The following is a 15,169-nucleotide window of genomic DNA, read 5'->3' on the forward strand; positions in this document are numbered from 1 at the left end:
ACCCAATGGGTGGCCAAACATGTCGAGATATTGTTATTTCGTACTAGGTTCTTAGCGCTTCAGCACCGCTTTTACCGCATCGCCGATGTCCGCCAGGCTGCGGACGGTTTTCACGCCCGCCGCTTCCAGCGCAGCAAACTTCTCGTCCGCCGTGCCTTTGCCGCCGGCGATGATGGCGCCTGCGTGGCCCATACGCTTGCCTTTCGGCGCGGTCACGCCGGCGATGTAGCCGACAACCGGTTTGGTGACGTGTTCTTTGATGTAAGCCGCCGCTTCTTCTTCAGCGCTGCCGCCGATCTCACCGATCATCACGATCGCTTCGGTCTGCGGATCCTGTTGGAACATCTTCAGGATATCGATGAAGTTGGAGCCCGGGATCGGGTCGCCGCCGATGCCCACACAGGTGGACTGGCCCAGACCGGCATCGGTGGTTTGTTTCACCGCTTCATAGGTCAGGGTGCCGGAGCGGGAAACGATGCCCACTTTGCCCGGCAGGTGGATGTGGCCAGGCATGATGCCGATTTTGCACTCGCCCGGGGTGATCACGCCTGGGCAGTTCGGCCCGATCATGCGCACGCCGGCTTCGTCCAGCTTCACTTTCACGGTCAGCATGTCCAGGGTCGGGATGCCTTCGGTGATGGTGATGATCAATTTGATGCCGGCATCGATCGCTTCCAGAATGGAGTCTTTGCAGAACGGCGCTGGAACGTAGATGACCGAGGCCGTCGCGCCGGTCGCTTCAACCGCTTCGCGCACGGTGTTGAACACCGGCAGACCCAGGTGCTGAGTGCCGCCTTTGCCTGGGGTGACGCCGCCAACCATTTTGGTGCCGTAAGCGATAGCTTGTTCGGAGTGGAAAGTCCCCTGGCTACCGGTGAAGCCCTGGCAAATTACTTTGGTGTTTTTATCGATTAAGATGGACATTATTTACCCTCCACTGCTGCAACAACTTGCTGAGCCGCATCAGTCAGGCTGGTCGCAGCAATGATATTCAGGCCGCTGTCCGCCAGTTTCTTGGCGCCCAGTTCGGCGTTGTTCCCTTCCAGGCGCACCACGACCGGGACGTTAACGCCCACTTCAGCCACTGCGCCAATGATGCCGTCGGCGATCAGATCGCAACGTACGATACCACCGAAGATGTTAACCAGAACCGCTTTCACCTTGTCGTCGGACAGGATGATTTTGAACGCTTCGGTCACGCGCTCTTTGGTCGCGCCGCCGCCTACGTCCAGGAAGTTGGCCGGTTCGCCGCCGTGCAGTTTAACGATGTCCATGGTGCCCATCGCCAGACCGGCGCCGTTCACCATGCAGCCGATGTTGCCGTCGAGGGCAACGTAGTTCAGCTCCCACTGAGCCGCACGGGATTCACGCTCGTCTTCCTGGGAAGGGTCACGCATTTCACGCAGTTCAGGCTGACGGAACAGGGCGTTGCCGTCGGCGCCCAGTTTGCCGTCCAGGCACACCAGATCGCCCTGCTTGGTGATCACCAGCGGGTTGATCTCAACCATCGCCAGGTCGCGCTCCAGGAACAGCGTCGCCAGGCCCATGAAAATCTTGGCGAACTGGCTGACTTGCTTGCCGGTCAGGCCCAGTTTGAAGGCCAGCTCACGGCCCTGATAAGGCTGTGGACCCGCCAGCGGATCGATGGTCATTTTGTGGATCAGTTCTGGGGTTTCTTCCGCTACTTTCTCGATTTCCACGCCGCCTTCGGTAGACGCCATGAATACGATGCGACGGGTCGCGCGGTCTACGACGGCGCCCAGGTACAGTTCTTTATCGATGTCGGTCGCCGCTTCAACCAGGATCTGGTTAACCGGCTGGCCCAGCGCGTCAGTCTGGTAAGTCACCAGGCGCTTGCCCAACCAGGCTTCCGCGAAAGCACGGATATCTTCTTTGCTGTTGACGACTTTAACGCCGCCCGCTTTACCGCGGCCGCCAGCATGAACCTGACATTTCACCACCCACGGGCCGGAGCCGATTTTGGATGCGGCTTCTTCTGCTTCACGCGGAGTGGTACAGGCGTAACCGGTCGGTGCCGGCATGCCATACCGAGCAAACAGCTGTTTTGCCTGATATTCGTGTAAATTCATGATGTTCTATCCATTCAGTTCTGAAGGTTTTTAGCCGGACCATTATTACGCGGTAAACCGCATGGTTTTCCGGCCACATAGCACAGAGTGCGGGCGCGGCACGCCGCGCCCGGCAAGGGTTACTAGACGTCCAGCAGCAGACGAGCCGGATCTTCCAGCATCTCTTTGACCGTCACCAGATAACCGACGGATTCCTTACCGTCGATCAGGCGGTGGTCATAAGACAGCGCCAGATACATCATCGGCTGGATCACCACCTGACCATTGACCGCCATTGGGCGATCTTTGATGGCGTGCATGCCCAGGATGGCGCTCTGCGGCGGGTTGATGATCGGGGTGGACATCAGCGAGCCGAATACGCCGCCGTTGGTAATGGTGAAGTTACCGCCGGTCAGCTCTTCCACGGTCAGTTTGCCGTCGCGGCCCTTAACGGCCAGCTCTTTGATTTTCTTCTCGATGTCAGCCATGCTCATGGCGTCTACATCGCGCAGTACCGGCGTCACCAGGCCGCGCGGGGTAGAAACCGCGATGCTGATGTCGAAGTAGTTGTGGTAAACCACGTCGGAACCGTCGATCGACGCGTTCACTTCCGGGAAACGCTTCAGCGCTTCAACCACCGCCTTGATGTAGAAGGACATGAAGCCCAGACGCACGCCATGGCGTTTCTCGAAGGCTTCGCCGTACTGCTTGCGCAGATCCATGATCGGCTGCATGTTGATTTCGTTGAAGGTGGTCAGCATCGCGGTGCTGTTCTTCGCTTCCAGCAGACGCTCGGCGACGCGTTTGCGCAGGCGGGTCATCGGCACGCGTTTTTCGCTGCGGCCGGCCAGAGCCGGCTGCGGTGCGGCTTCAGCGGCGGCGGCCGGTTTGGCGGCGGCGCCGCCTTTGGCCAGGTGCGCTTCCACGTCTTCACGGGTGATGCGGCCACCCACGCCGGTGCCTTTGATGGCGCCGGCATCGAGGTCATGTTCGGCGATCAGGCGGCGAATCGCCGGGCTGAGCGCGTCATTGCTTTCTTCTTCCAGGCTCGCGGTCGCGCGCTGTGCAGGCGTGGACTCTTTCTCCTGGCTCTTCTCGGCGGTCGGCTTGCCGGAGCTGTCGCCTGGGCGGATGCGGCCGAGCAGCTGGCGAGACAGCACGGTCGCGCCCTCTTCTTCCACGATAGCATCGAGAATGCCCGCTTCACTGGCCGGCACTTCCAACACCACTTTGTCGGTTTCGATTTCAACCAGGACTTCATCACGCTGCACGCTGTCGCCCGGTTTTTTGTGCCAGGTGGCTACGGTCGCATCGGCAACCGATTCAGGAAGGTCAGGAACCAGAATATCTACGCTACTCATTTAGCTTTCCCTTAAGTTTTTTATCATCTGCTTGCCGGCCCCTCGGCCGGCAAGCGAGCGAACATTAGTCAATATTCAGCGCGTCGTTCACCAGAGCCTGCTGCTGCTTCTGGTGTACGGACATATAGCCCACCGCCGGAGAAGCGGAGGCCGGACGTCCTGCGTAACGTAAAGAAGCCCCGAACGGCACCACTTCACGGAAGTTGTGTTGGCTGCAGTACCAGGCGCCCTGGTTCAGCGGCTCTTCCTGACACCAGACGAAATCATGCACGTGAGAGTATTGCTCCAGCACGGCCTGCACGGCCTGATGCGGGAACGGATACAGCTGCTCGATGCGCACGATGGCCACGTCTTTCTGCTCGTTCTTGCGACGCTGTTCCAGCAGGTCGTAGTAGACCTTGCCGGAGCACAGCACGACGCGCTTGACCGCTTTCGGATCCAAGTCGTCGATCTCGCCGATCGCCGGCAGGAAGGTGCCGTTGGCCAGCTCGTCCAGCGAAGAAATCGCCAGCGGGTGACGCAGCAGCGACTTCGGCGACATCACCACCAACGGACGGCGCATACCGCGCAGCGCCTGGCGACGCAGCATATGGTAAACCTGCGCCGGCGTGGACGGGACGCACACCTGCATGTTCTGCTCTGCGCACAGCTGCAGATAGCGTTCCAGACGCGCGGAAGAGTGCTCAGGGCCCTGGCCTTCATAGCCGTGCGGCAGCAGCATCACCAGGCCGCACATACGGCCCCATTTTTGCTCGCCGGAGCTGATGAACTGGTCGATAACAACCTGTGCGCCGTTGGCGAAGTCGCCGAACTGCGCTTCCCAGATGGTCAGCGTGCGCGGTTCCGCCGTGGCGTAGCCGTATTCGAACGCCAGCACCGCTTCTTCGGACAGCACGGAGTCCCAGACCTTGAATTCGCCCTGGCCGCTGTGGATGTTCGCCAGCGGAACATAGACCGAACCGTTTTTCTGGTTGTGCACCACCGCGTGACGGTGGAAGAAGGTGCCGCGACCGGCGTCTTCGCCGGAGATGCGGATTGGAATGCCTTCATCCGCCATGGTGGCGTAAGCCAGCGTTTCGGCGGCGCCCCAGTCGAACGGCTTGTTGCCTGCGGCCATCTCGGCGCGGTCCGCGTAGATTTTCGCCACACGCGACTGCATTTCGATCGCTTCCGGCACGGTGCTGATGCGGCGGCCCAGCTCCTGCAGACGCTTCATCTCAACCTTGCTCGGGTACTCTTCGTCCCACTCGTGGTTCAGGTACGGCGACCAGGTGAAGGAGTGCAGGTTCATCGGACGCCACTCTTCAACCACGCAATCGCCGCGGTCGAGCGCATCACGATACAGGTTGACCATTTCCGTGGCATCTTCCAGGCTGGCCACTTTCTGTTCGGTCAGAACGTCAGCGTAGATTTTGCGCGGCGTAGGGTGTTTCTTGATCTTCTGATACATCACCGGCTGGGTGGCGCTCGGCTCGTCGGCCTCGTTGTGCCCATGGCGACGGTAGCAGACCAGATCGATCATCACGTCACGCTTAAAGGTGTTACGGAAATCCAACGCCAGGCGAGTGACGAAGGCCACGGCTTCCGGATCGTCCGCGTTAACGTGGAAGATCGGTGCCTGAACCATTTTGGCGATGTCGGTGCAGTATTCGGTAGAGCGCGCATCCAGCGGGTTGGAGGTGGTGAAACCAACCTGATTGTTGATGACGATGCGCACGGTGCCGCCCACTTCGTAGCCGCGAGCCTGAGACATGTTCAGGGTTTCCTGAACCACACCCTGGCCGGTGATGGCGGCGTCGCCGTGGATGGTGATCGGCAGCACCATGTTGCTGCGCGCTTCGTCCAGACGATCGCGACGGGCGCGTACCGACCCCATGACCACCGGGCTGACGATCTCCAGGTGCGACGGGTTGAACGCCAGCGCCAGGTGAACCATGCCGCCTTCGGTTTCCACGTCGGAGGAGAAGCCCTGGTGATATTTCACGTCACCGGTGCCGAGGTGTTCTTTATGCTTGCCGGCGAATTCGTCGAACAGATCGGCCGGCTTTTTGCCCAGCACGTTGATCAGCACGTTCAGACGGCCGCGGTGGGCCATGCCCAACACCACTTCGCGCGTGCCGTTCTTGCCGGCGTGGCGCACCATCTCTTTGAGCATCGGCACCAGCGCGTCGCCGCCTTCCAGCGAGAAGCGTTTGGCGCCCGGGAATTTGGCGCCCAGGTAGCGCTCCAGGCCTTCCGCCGCGGTCAGCTCGTTCAGGAAACGGCGTTTTTCGTCGGCGGTAAAGCTGGCGCGCCCCACCACCGACTCGATGCGCTGCTGGATCCAGCGTTTCTCTTCGGTGTTGGTGATGTGCATGTACTCAGCGCCGATCGACCCGCAATAGGTCTGTTTCAGCGCGGCGTACAGATCGCCCAGCTTCATGGTTTCTTTGCCGATGGCGAAAGAGCCCACGTTGAAGGTTTCCTGGAAATCGGCTTCGGTCAGGTTGTGGTAAGCGGGATCAAGGTCAGGAACTTGCTCGCGCTGCCACAGGCCGAGCGGATCGAGGTTGGCATGCTGATGCCCGCGGAAGCGGAAGGCGTTGATCAGCTGCAGTACCTTGACCTGTTTGGCGTCGGTTTCCGGATCGGTGATGGTGGTGTTGTAGCGCGCGGAGTCTTTCGCCAGGCGGCGGAAGTAATCGCGCGTTTGAGAGTGAAGCTGATCGGGTTTGACACCCGCGGTTGGTAGCTGTTGAAAAATGGAACGCCAGCTATCTTCAACGGAACCCGGATCGGTTAAGAAGTCTTCATAGAGCTGCTCTATGTAAGACTGGTTCGCGCCCGCCAGATAGGAGGAATCCAGCCAGGCCTTCATTGCGCCGTTCTGCATCATGATCCCTTAAGCTTTGAAGCTTTAGTTTTCGCCGTGGTTAACATAATTACCGTGATGAATACGGTTTGCCGTAAAACGGTTCACTCGACGTACTTGCGGCCATGTCGGCCCGATACGTTCTGTTATGGACCTTGCGGTCCCTTACAAGGAACCTCTAAAAACCGGCGGAAGAACCAGGCTGCATAGCGCCGCAGCCGCGGGTCAGTTTTTAGAGGTTCCCTCCCCTATGGGACGTGCGCCGGAAAAGAGCCCGGCGCAGCATCTCATTCCGTTTATGCGCCGCGTTGCAGCAGCATGGACTTGATATGCCCGATCGCACGCGTCGGGTTCAAGCCTTTAGGACATACACTGACACAATTCATAATGCTATGGCAGCGGAAAACACTAAAAGCGTCGTCCAGATCATCTAAACGTTCTTGCGTTTCCGTGTCACGGCTGTCGATCAGGAAGCGATACGCCGCCAACAGACCGGCTGGGCCGATGAACTTGTCCGGGTTCCACCAGAACGATGGGCAAGAGGTCGAACAGCAGGCGCACAGGATGCACTCGTACAGACCGTCCAGCTTGGCGCGCTGCTCCGGCGACTGCAGGTGCTCGCGCGCCGGCGGGTTCTTGCCGTCGTTCAGCAGGTATGGCTTGATCTTTTCATATTGGGTATAGAACTGGCCCATATCCACCACCAGATCGCGCACCACCGGCAGGCCCGGCAGCGGACGGATCACGATCTTGCCGTTGCCTTTGCGCAGCGACGAAACCGGAGTGATGCACGCCAGGCCGTTTTTACCGTTCATGTTCAGGCCGTCGGAACCGCACACGCCTTCGCGGCATGAGCGACGGAACGACAGGGTCGGGTCTTTTTCTTTCAGCTGGATCAACGCATCCAGCAGCATCATGTCGCGACCTTCTTCCGCTTCCAGGGTGTAGTCCTGCATGTGCGGCGCGTCATCGACATCCGGGTTGTAGCGATAAATGGAAAATTCGAGTTTCATCTGTCGATCTCCGCAATTAGTAAGAACGCACTTTCGGCGGGAATGCCGGGCGCAGCTTCGGTTGCATGTTCACTTCGCGGCGCGTCATGCTTTCCGATTGCGGCAGATACAGCGAATGGCACAGCCAGTTGGCGTCATCGCGTTCCGGATAGTCGAAGCGGCTGTGTGCGCCACGGCTCTCGGTACGGAAGTTGGCCGACACGGCGGTGGAATACGCGGTCTCCATCAGGTTATCCAACTCCAGGCATTCGATGCGCTGGGTGTTGAACTCGCTGGAGGTATCGTCCAGGCGTGCGTTCTTCAGACGTTCACGGATCACTTTCAGTTCTTCCAGGCCCTTGGCCATCGCATCGCCTTCGCGGAATACCGAGAAGTTGTGCTGCATGCAAGACTGCAGCGCTTTGCGAATTTCGACCGGGTCTTCGCCGGAACGGGTGTTGTTCCAACGGTTCAGACGATCCAGCGAAGCTTCCACGTCGGAGTCGCTGGCGTCACGGCTCACACCCTGCTCTTCCAGCGATTCCTGCAGGTGCATGCCGGCGGAACGGCCGAACACCACCAGGTCCAACAGCGAGTTGCCGCCCAGGCGGTTGGCGCCGTGCACCGATACGCAGGCGATTTCGCCCACGGCGAACAGCCCCGGGATCACCACGTCTTCGCCTTTCTCGTTCACGGTCAGCGCCTGGCCGGTCACCTTGGTCGGAATGCCACCCATCATATAGTGACAGGTTGGGATAACCGGGATCGGCTCTTTCACCGGATCGACGTGCGCGAAGGTGCGGGACAGTTCCAGAATGCCCGGCAGGCGGGATTCCAGCACCTCTTTGCCCAGGTGATCCAGCTTCAGCTTGGCGTGCGGGCCCCAAGGACCGTCGCAGCCGCGGCCTTCGCGGATTTCGATCATGATCGAACGTGCAACCACGTCACGCCCCGCCAGATCTTTGGCGTTCGGCGCATAACGCTCCATGAAGCGCTCGCCGTGTTTGTTCAGCAGGTAACCACCTTCGCCGCGGCAACCCTCGGTCACCAGCACGCCTGCGCCGGCGATGCCGGTCGGGTGGAACTGCCACATTTCCATGTCCTGCACCGGCACGCCGGCGCGCAGCGCCATGCCGACACCGTCGCCGGTGTTGATGTGGGCGTTGGTGGTGGACTGGTAAATACGACCTGCGCCGCCGGTCGCCAGCACGGTGGCCTTGGCTTTGAAGTAAACCACTTCACCGGTTTCGATGCAGATAGCCGTGGTGCCGACCACCGCGCCGTCCTGGTTTTTCACCAGATCAAGCGCATACCACTCGGAGAAGATGGTGGTGTGGTTTTTCAGGTTCTGTTGGTACAGGGTGTGCAGCAGCGCATGGCCGGTACGGTCGGCTGCGGCTGCGGTACGCGCCGCCTGCTCGCCGCCGAAGTTCAGCGACTGGCCGCCGAACGGGCGCTGATAGATGCGTCCGTCGTCCAGACGAGAGAACGGCAGACCCATGTGTTCCAGTTCCAGAATCGCTTCCGGGCCGGTTTTACACATATATTCGATGGCGTCCTGGTCACCGATATAGTCGGAACCTTTCACCGTGTCGTACATATGCCATTCCCAGTTGTCCTCGTGGCTGTTGCCCAGCGCGACGGTGATGCCGCCCTGTGCGGACACGGTATGGGAACGGGTCGGGAAAACTTTGGACAGCAGGGCACAGGTCGAGCCCGCTTGGGAAATTTGCAGCGCGGCACGCATGCCCGCACCGCCGGCGCCGATTACGACGGCATCAAACTCTCTGACTGGCAGTTTCATTTAAGCACCCCACACTACGATTGTTCCGTACAGTAAATAGACCAGCAACGCGACCACGACAGCCAGCTGCAACACCAGGCGAACCGCCAGCGGCTTGACGTAGTCCGTCAGCACCTGCCACAGCCCGATCCAGGCGTGCACCAGAATCGACAGCAGGGTCAGCAGAGTGAACACTTTCGTAATGGAAGTGGCGAAGAAACCGCGCCAGATGTCATAAGTGAGTTCCGGAGCCGTGACGAAAAAGCCCAGGATATACAGGACGTACAGGGTAATGATGATAGCGGAAGCGCGCAGCAGCAGCCAATCGTGCACGCCGTTGCGCCCTAATGCAGAAACGTTGTTTACCATACGAGGACTCCAGCCAGAACTGACAGCACGACGGTCAGACCGATCGCCACCTGGGCGGAACGGGTGCCGGCGGCCAAACTCTCTTCGATGTAGCCAAAATCCATTAACAAGTGACGGATGCCACCGCAAATGTGATAGGCCAGCGCCGTGAGGATGCCCCAGAATATGAATTTGACGATGAAGCTATTCATGATGGCGGCCGCCTGCAGGAACCCCTCTTGGGAAGAGAGTGACAGGCCCAGCAGCCAGAGGAGGATACCCACGGCAACGAAGGTAATTACGCCAGAGACTCGGTGTAAGATAGACGCTATCGCAGTTACGGGGAACCGGATCGTTTGCAGATCCAAGTTGACAGGTCGTTGTTTTTTCACGTATTTGCCCACACAGCTCTTATTATTTTCCTTCCTCCGGGCCTGGGCGGGGATCAGACAGCGTTAAGAGCCTAAAACCCTTACACGTCACGCGCTCAAACATCAACATCCTCTGTGCTCAAACGGCGCGCATTTATAACGCTGGGTGCTCCTACTTCAGGGTAATCCGGAGACCTGGCGGCAGTATAGGAGGATCACATTCTGATTACAATTCTCATACAACCGCTTTGATAACATTTCCCCCGAACAGTGATTCAGATCACGGATTTCACAATTAGTGCAAAATTAATTATCTGATTTGACAAGAGATCAACATTTCCATTACATATAGGGGCACAAACGGTCCTATGATGCGCTATGGGTCAGCAGATACACTTCCTCCCGGGTTCGAGTTATGCAACAGTGTATTTGGCGAACCTATCCCAATAGCCGTTGTTTCCCGCTCGAGTTTGCCGGCGTCAAAAGCAAATAAAGCACATAAAAACAGATTATTGGGATAGGTTCACATCTCTTCGAACAGCTCATAGGTAAGATTAACAGACTATAACGAATTACTATGAATCGTTAACAACTGGTCACCCGTCTCGTTCGCCTGGTCAGCACTCTGTACCCTACCCGCGCACAGTTGCGCAGTCGCTCACAGAGTTAGCGTCCGCACCATTTTTTTGCGGGCAACCTGCAGAGATTTAAGGTATTTCAGTTGTTAGTGGTTTTAAAAACAAGGCGCTAAGGAGACAGTAAATGACTGATAAGAAAGCGACGCTAACCATTAACGACAGCGAAGCTCCGATCGAACTGGGCGTATTGACACCGACACTGGGCCCTGATGTCCTCGATGTCCGCGCTCTGGGTTCCAAAGGTTATTTCACATTTGATCCCGGCTTTACCTCCACCGCTTCTTGCGAATCCAAGATTACCTTCATCGACGGCGACAAAGGCGTGCTGCTGCACCGCGGCTTCCCTATCGAGCAGCTGGCGAAAGAATCTTCCTACCTGGAAGTGTGCTACATCCTGCTGTACGGCGAGACCCCAACGCCGGAAGAATTCGAAACCTTCAAGACCACCGTGACCCGCCACACCATGATCCACGACCAGATCACCCATCTGTTCCGTGGCTTCCGTCGCGACTCGCACCCGATGGCGGTGCTGTGCGGCGTGACCGGCGCGCTGGCGGCGTTCTACCACGATGCGCTGGACGTCAACAACGAGCGTCACCGTGAAATCACCGCGTTCCGTCTGCTGTCCAAAATGCCGACCGTGGCCGCGATGTGCTACAAATACTCCCTGGGCCAGCCGTTCGTTTACCCGCGCAACGATCTGTCCTACGCCGGCAACTTCCTGCACATGATGTTCGCCACCCCGTGCGAAGAGTACGTGGTGAACCCGGTACTGGAACGCGCCATGGATCGCATCCTGATCCTGCACGCCGACCATGAGCAGAACGCCTCTACCTCGACCGTGCGCACCGCCGGCTCTTCCGGCGCCAACCCGTTCGCCTGCATCGCGGCCGGCATCGCCTCCCTGTGGGGGCCGGCGCACGGCGGCGCCAACGAAGCGGCGCTGAAAATGCTGGAAGAGATCAAGACCGTCGAGCACATTCCGGAATTCATCAAGCGCGCCAAGGACAAGAACGACTCCTTCCGCCTGATGGGCTTCGGCCACCGCGTGTACAAGAATTACGATCCGCGCGCCACCGTGATGCGCGAGACCTGTCACGAAGTGCTGAAAGAGCTGAACAAGAAGGACGACAACCTGCTGCAGGTGGCGATGGAGCTGGAACACATCGCGCTGAACGACCCGTACTTCATCGAGAAGAAACTGTACCCGAACGTCGACTTCTACTCCGGCATCATCCTGAAGGCGATGGGCATTCCTTCTTCCATGTTCACCGTGATCTTCGCCATCGCGCGCACCATCGGCTGGATCGCCCACTGGAACGAAATGCACGACGAAGGCATCAAAATTGCCCGTCCGCGTCAGCTGTACACCGGCTATGCCGAGCGTGATTTCAAATCCCAGCTGAAAACCAAGTAAGCCGCTTCCCCGGCTGAAACCGCACAGCGCCGCCCTTTCGGGCGGCGTTTTTTTTGGCTATTTCTGGCAGCCCGGGCACCAATAAAACGGCCGCGACGACAGCTCGGTACGCACGATCATCCCACCGCAGCGCTCACAGGGCTCGCCGCTGCGATGAAACACCTTGAAGCGAAACAGCGCGCCGTGATGCCGGTTGTCATCCGCCTGCCCGCGCGTCTGGTAGGAAAGGCGCGGCACCGCCAGCAATGCCTCCGCCAGGTCGCGCAGCGCCTCTGGCGCCAGATCCTGTGGTTTGTGCTGCGGCGCCAACTCGGCCTGCCACAGGATTTCGGCGCGCAGATAGTTGCCCAATCCGGCGAGAAACGCCTGGTCGAGCAGCATGCCGCTCAGCTGCCGGCGGCGAAAACGCGGCGTCAGCAACCGCTCCACCACATCGTCTACCGTCAGCGACATGTCCAACACGTCAGGGCCGATGCGTTGCAAAAACGGGTGTTGCTCTATTTCCTCGCGCGGCCCGACGGTAATGTCGGAAGCGCTGTAGAGCAATATTGCGCTGCGAGCGGTTTCCAGCCGCACCCGCAGATCGCGCTTGGTCTCCGGCGTCTCCCCCGCCGCCGCCACTTTCCACACGCCGTACAGCTGGTTATGGCTGTACATCGTCAGCCCGTTGGAAAAGTGGGTCAACAGCGCCTTGCCGCGCGGCTCGATGGCGACGATGCGCTCGCCGAGCAAACGCTGGCGATAATGTTTCAGCTGAGGAAAAGCGAAATCGACGGCGGTCAGCGGCTGATCGATCACCGCCGCCGCCAGTTTGTCCGCCGCCCGGCGGATCTCCGGTCCTTCCGGCATAGACCACTCCTTGCGTAGACCCGGCGCAGCCCGATGCGCCGGGGATTCTCTTGATTAATGCGTTGCGCCGCCCGCCACTTTCAGATCGTGTTCCACCTGCAACGCGATGGAAACGGCCAGCTCCAGCGCAAACAGCACCGTCGAGGCCGCCATGCTCGGTGCGCCGGGGTGCGCCGCCGCCTGTTCCGGCAGGTACGGGATATGAATAAACCCGCCCTTCACCTCGCGCTGGCCGCTCAACCGGTGCAGCAGGCCGTACATGACATGGTTGCACACGTAGGTGCCGGCGGTCTGCGAAACGGAGGCCGGAATGCCGGCCTCGCGCATCGAGCTGACCATCGCCTTGATCGGCAAGGTGCTGAAATAGGCCGCCGGACCGCCGGCGACGATCGGCTCATCCACCGGCTGCTGCCCCTGATTATCGGGGATACGCGCGTCGTCGACGTTGATCGCCACCCGTTCAATCGTGATATCGGTGCGGCCGCCGGCCTGGCCGACAGCCAGCACCATCACCGGCTGCACCTCGTCGATCGCCGCATTGAGCGCCTCCAGCGCCGCGCCGAACACGCACGGCAGCTGGCGCGCCACAATGCGCGTACCCACCAGCTCCATATCATTGAGCTGCTTCACCACTTCCCAGGAAGGGTTGAGCCGCTCGCCGCCAAACGGCTCAAAGCCGGTAATCAATACTTTTTGCATCCTTACTCCTACAGGAACATCAGGAAATACAGCAGGAACACGTTAACCAACAGCAGCAGCACGCCGGTCGGCACCTGCGCCTTGATCACCGCATTCTTGTCCGGCAGCTCCAGCAGCGCCGCCGGCACAATGTTGAAGTTCGCCGCCATCGGCGTCATCAGGGTGCCGCAATAGCCGGAGAACATGCCGATCGCCGCCATCACCGCCGGGTTGCCGCCGTGCTGCAGCACCAGGATCGGAATGCCGATGCCGGCGGTGACGATCGGGAACGCGGCGAAGGCGTTACCCATCACCATGGTCAGCACCGCCATACCGATAGCGTAGACCGCCACGGCGATAAAGCGGTTATCCACCGCCAGATACTCCTGAGTTAAATGCGAGATCGCGGTGCCGACGCCGGCGACGGTAAACAGCAGGCCAAGCGTGGCGAGGATCTGCGGCAGAATGAACGCCCAGCCGATCGAATCCAGCAGGCGCCGCGCTTCCTGCACCGGCTGCAACGCCTTCTCATGGGTCATTTTCACCGCGATCGCCAGGCCAATCAGGCAGCCGACGGTCATCGAGAACAGGGTGATCAGCGTCGCATGGTTACCGCTGCCGAACACCGCGCTTTGCAACGCCAGAATATTGTTGAACAGCAGCACGCCGATCACCGTCACCACCGGGATCGCCAGCGCGGGGATAAACAGCTTGTTGCCCAGGCGCTTGGCGCTGGCCTCGCGCTCCTGCGGCGTTCGCTGATGATAGCTGCCGAGGCGCACGCCGCCGAAGCCGGCGATCAGGGCCATCACCACCACCACCACGCCAACGATGATGTGCAGCATGCGTTTCTCGTTGCTGCCTTCGCCGAGCACGTCGCCCAGCAGGCGGTAAGTCCAGTCGCCGACCAGGAACACCAGGCCGTACAGCCCCCAAAACAGCCCGGTAGTGATGCGGCGCGGGTTGGCGCGATCGCGGAAGGACATCACCGCCACAATCAGCAGCACCGCGCCGGCCAGCCAGTAGAGATATTGTTGCTGGAAGTTCATCGTGCTTCCCCCTTCGCCTGCAGCGCCGCCTGATTCAGCTGCGCCAGCTCGGCACTCAGCTGTTTATCCATCCGATACAGCCGGAAGGCGTGGATCAGGAAAGCGAAAATGGCGGTCGGAATGCCCCACAGCGCGATATGCAGCGGCTCGGTCTGAATGCCACCGGACTCCAGCATAAAGTTGTGCATGAAGATGATCGCGCCGAAGGCCACGAAGATATCTTCGCCGAAGAACAGCCCGACGTTGTCGGTGGCGGCCGACATGGCGCGCAGGCGGTGGCGGGTGCGCTCCGGCAGCTCGCCGTAGCGGTTTTCCGTCGCCCCTTCCGCCATCGGCGCCAGCAGCGGCCGCACCATCTGCGGGTGCCCGCCCAGGCTGGTCAACCCCATCGCCGCGGTGATCTCGCGCACGAACAGGTATACGATCAGCAAACGGCCGGCGGTGGCGCTTTTGATCTTGGCGATCCACGCCTGCGCCCGCTCTTTCAACCCGTGGCGCTCCAGCAGGCCGATCACCGCCAGCGGCAGCAGCAGGATCAGCGGCAGGTTACGGGTGTTGAGAAAGCCCTCACCGAGCTTTTCCAGAATGACGTCCAGCGGCATCAGCGCCGCCAGACCGGTGATGATGCCGGCGGCGATCACCACCAGCACCGGATTGAAACGCAATACAAACCCGACCACGATAGCGGCGATGCCGATCAGTGGCCAGAGATTCACGGCCTGTTCCATAGTCTTCCCTCGATATTTTCTAATAATTTTTTTGT

Annotated in this window: 13 protein-coding genes; 1 reads left to right on the forward strand and 12 read right to left on the reverse strand. The window is 59.8% G+C overall.

What is annotated here, in order from left to right; genetic code table 11:
- Window positions 1-51: 51 nt before the first annotated feature.
- The 8 genes from sucD to sdhC all read right to left on the reverse strand — a co-directional run bounded on the left by sucD (window position 52) and on the right by sdhC (window position 9,808).
- On the reverse strand, window positions 52-924 hold the full coding sequence (sucD, locus tag ACOWVD_RS12150) for a succinate--CoA ligase subunit alpha (protein ID WP_004939878.1): 873 nt from the start codon (window positions 922-924) through the stop codon (window positions 52-54).
- Window positions 924-2,090: an ADP-forming succinate--CoA ligase subunit beta gene (gene sucC, locus ACOWVD_RS12155; RefSeq protein WP_015376978.1), complete on the reverse strand. Its 1,167-nt coding sequence runs from the start codon at window positions 2,088-2,090 to the stop codon at window positions 924-926. The genes sucD and sucC overlap by 1 nt, the downstream gene beginning before the upstream one ends.
- 122 nt (window positions 2,091-2,212) lie before the next feature.
- On the reverse strand, window positions 2,213-3,430 hold the full coding sequence (gene odhB / locus ACOWVD_RS12160) for a 2-oxoglutarate dehydrogenase complex dihydrolipoyllysine-residue succinyltransferase (RefSeq protein ID WP_015376977.1): 1,218 nt from the start codon (window positions 3,428-3,430) through the stop codon (window positions 2,213-2,215).
- Between the two features lie 64 nt (window positions 3,431-3,494).
- Complete coding sequence (sucA, locus tag ACOWVD_RS12165; RefSeq protein WP_015376976.1) at window positions 3,495-6,302, reverse strand: 2-oxoglutarate dehydrogenase E1 component; 2,808 nt, start codon at window positions 6,300-6,302, stop codon at window positions 3,495-3,497.
- Window positions 6,303-6,577: 275 nt separating this feature from the next.
- The gene (locus ACOWVD_RS12170) at window positions 6,578-7,294 is read right to left on the reverse strand and encodes a succinate dehydrogenase iron-sulfur subunit (protein WP_015376975.1); all 717 of its coding nucleotides are present in this window, start codon (window positions 7,292-7,294) and stop codon (window positions 6,578-6,580) included.
- Between the two features lie 16 nt (window positions 7,295-7,310).
- Complete coding sequence (gene sdhA / locus ACOWVD_RS12175; RefSeq protein WP_015376974.1) at window positions 7,311-9,077, reverse strand: succinate dehydrogenase flavoprotein subunit; 1,767 nt, start codon at window positions 9,075-9,077, stop codon at window positions 7,311-7,313.
- A complete protein-coding gene (sdhD, locus tag ACOWVD_RS12180; RefSeq protein WP_004939891.1) occupies window positions 9,078-9,425 on the reverse strand; it encodes a succinate dehydrogenase membrane anchor subunit in 348 nt (115 codons plus the stop codon).
- Window positions 9,419-9,808, reverse strand: a complete 390-nt coding sequence (gene sdhC, locus ACOWVD_RS12185; protein ID WP_004939893.1) for a succinate dehydrogenase cytochrome b556 subunit — start codon at window positions 9,806-9,808, stop codon at window positions 9,419-9,421. The genes sdhD and sdhC overlap by 7 nt, the downstream gene beginning before the upstream one ends.
- A 729-nt stretch (window positions 9,809-10,537) precedes the next feature.
- On the opposite strand from sdhC, the gene ACOWVD_RS12190 reads away from it, so the two are divergent.
- Window positions 10,538-11,830: a citrate synthase gene (locus ACOWVD_RS12190; RefSeq protein WP_004939895.1), complete on the forward strand. Its 1,293-nt coding sequence runs from the start codon at window positions 10,538-10,540 to the stop codon at window positions 11,828-11,830.
- 57 nt (window positions 11,831-11,887) lie between these two features.
- On the opposite strand, the gene nei is transcribed toward ACOWVD_RS12190, so the two are convergent.
- The 4 genes from nei to ACOWVD_RS12210 are packed head-to-tail and all read right to left on the reverse strand — an operon-like array spanning window position 11,888 to window position 15,134.
- Complete coding sequence (nei, locus tag ACOWVD_RS12195; protein WP_197842920.1) at window positions 11,888-12,679, reverse strand: endonuclease VIII; 792 nt, start codon at window positions 12,677-12,679, stop codon at window positions 11,888-11,890.
- Between the two features lie 54 nt (window positions 12,680-12,733).
- The gene (gene pcp, locus ACOWVD_RS12200) at window positions 12,734-13,378 is read right to left on the reverse strand and encodes a pyroglutamyl-peptidase I (protein ID WP_049186579.1); all 645 of its coding nucleotides are present in this window, start codon (window positions 13,376-13,378) and stop codon (window positions 12,734-12,736) included.
- An 8-nt stretch (window positions 13,379-13,386) separates the two neighbouring features.
- The gene (locus ACOWVD_RS12205) at window positions 13,387-14,406 is read right to left on the reverse strand and encodes a DUF979 domain-containing protein (RefSeq protein ID WP_197763901.1); all 1,020 of its coding nucleotides are present in this window, start codon (window positions 14,404-14,406) and stop codon (window positions 13,387-13,389) included.
- Entirely contained in the window at window positions 14,403-15,134 is a 732-nt protein-coding gene (locus ACOWVD_RS12210) for a DUF969 domain-containing protein (protein ID WP_016928734.1), read from the reverse strand. The genes ACOWVD_RS12205 and ACOWVD_RS12210 overlap by 4 nt, the downstream gene beginning before the upstream one ends.
- Window positions 15,135-15,169: the final 35 nt, after the last annotated feature.

It is taken from the genome of Serratia sp. SA088, from assembly GCF_049065515.1.
GTDB lineage: Bacteria > Pseudomonadota > Gammaproteobacteria > Enterobacterales > Enterobacteriaceae > Serratia > Serratia nematodiphila.

Coding starts and splice junctions, on each gene's coding strand:
- sucD (WP_004939878.1), bottom strand. CDS start 924: ATGTCCATCTTAATCGATAAAAACACCAAAGTAATTTGCCAGGGCTTC.
- sucC (WP_015376978.1), bottom strand. CDS start 2,090: ATGAATTTACACGAATATCAGGCAAAACAGCTGTTTGCTCGGTATGGC.
- odhB (WP_015376977.1), bottom strand. CDS start 3,430: ATGAGTAGCGTAGATATTCTGGTTCCTGACCTTCCTGAATCGGTTGCC.
- sucA (WP_015376976.1), bottom strand. CDS start 6,302: ATGCAGAACGGCGCAATGAAGGCCTGGCTGGATTCCTCCTATCTGGCG.
- ACOWVD_RS12170 (WP_015376975.1), bottom strand. CDS start 7,294: ATGAAACTCGAATTTTCCATTTATCGCTACAACCCGGATGTCGATGAC.
- sdhA (WP_015376974.1), bottom strand. CDS start 9,077: ATGAAACTGCCAGTCAGAGAGTTTGATGCCGTCGTAATCGGCGCCGGC.
- sdhD (WP_004939891.1), bottom strand. CDS start 9,425: ATGGTAAACAACGTTTCTGCATTAGGGCGCAACGGCGTGCACGATTGG.
- ACOWVD_RS12190 (WP_004939895.1), top strand. CDS start 10,538: ATGACTGATAAGAAAGCGACGCTAACCATTAACGACAGCGAAGCTCCG.
- nei (WP_197842920.1), bottom strand. CDS start 12,679: ATGCCGGAAGGACCGGAGATCCGCCGGGCGGCGGACAAACTGGCGGCG.
- pcp (WP_049186579.1), bottom strand. CDS start 13,378: ATGCAAAAAGTATTGATTACCGGCTTTGAGCCGTTTGGCGGCGAGCGG.
- ACOWVD_RS12205 (WP_197763901.1), bottom strand. CDS start 14,406: ATGAACTTCCAGCAACAATATCTCTACTGGCTGGCCGGCGCGGTGCTG.
- ACOWVD_RS12210 (WP_016928734.1), bottom strand. CDS start 15,134: ATGGAACAGGCCGTGAATCTCTGGCCACTGATCGGCATCGCCGCTATC.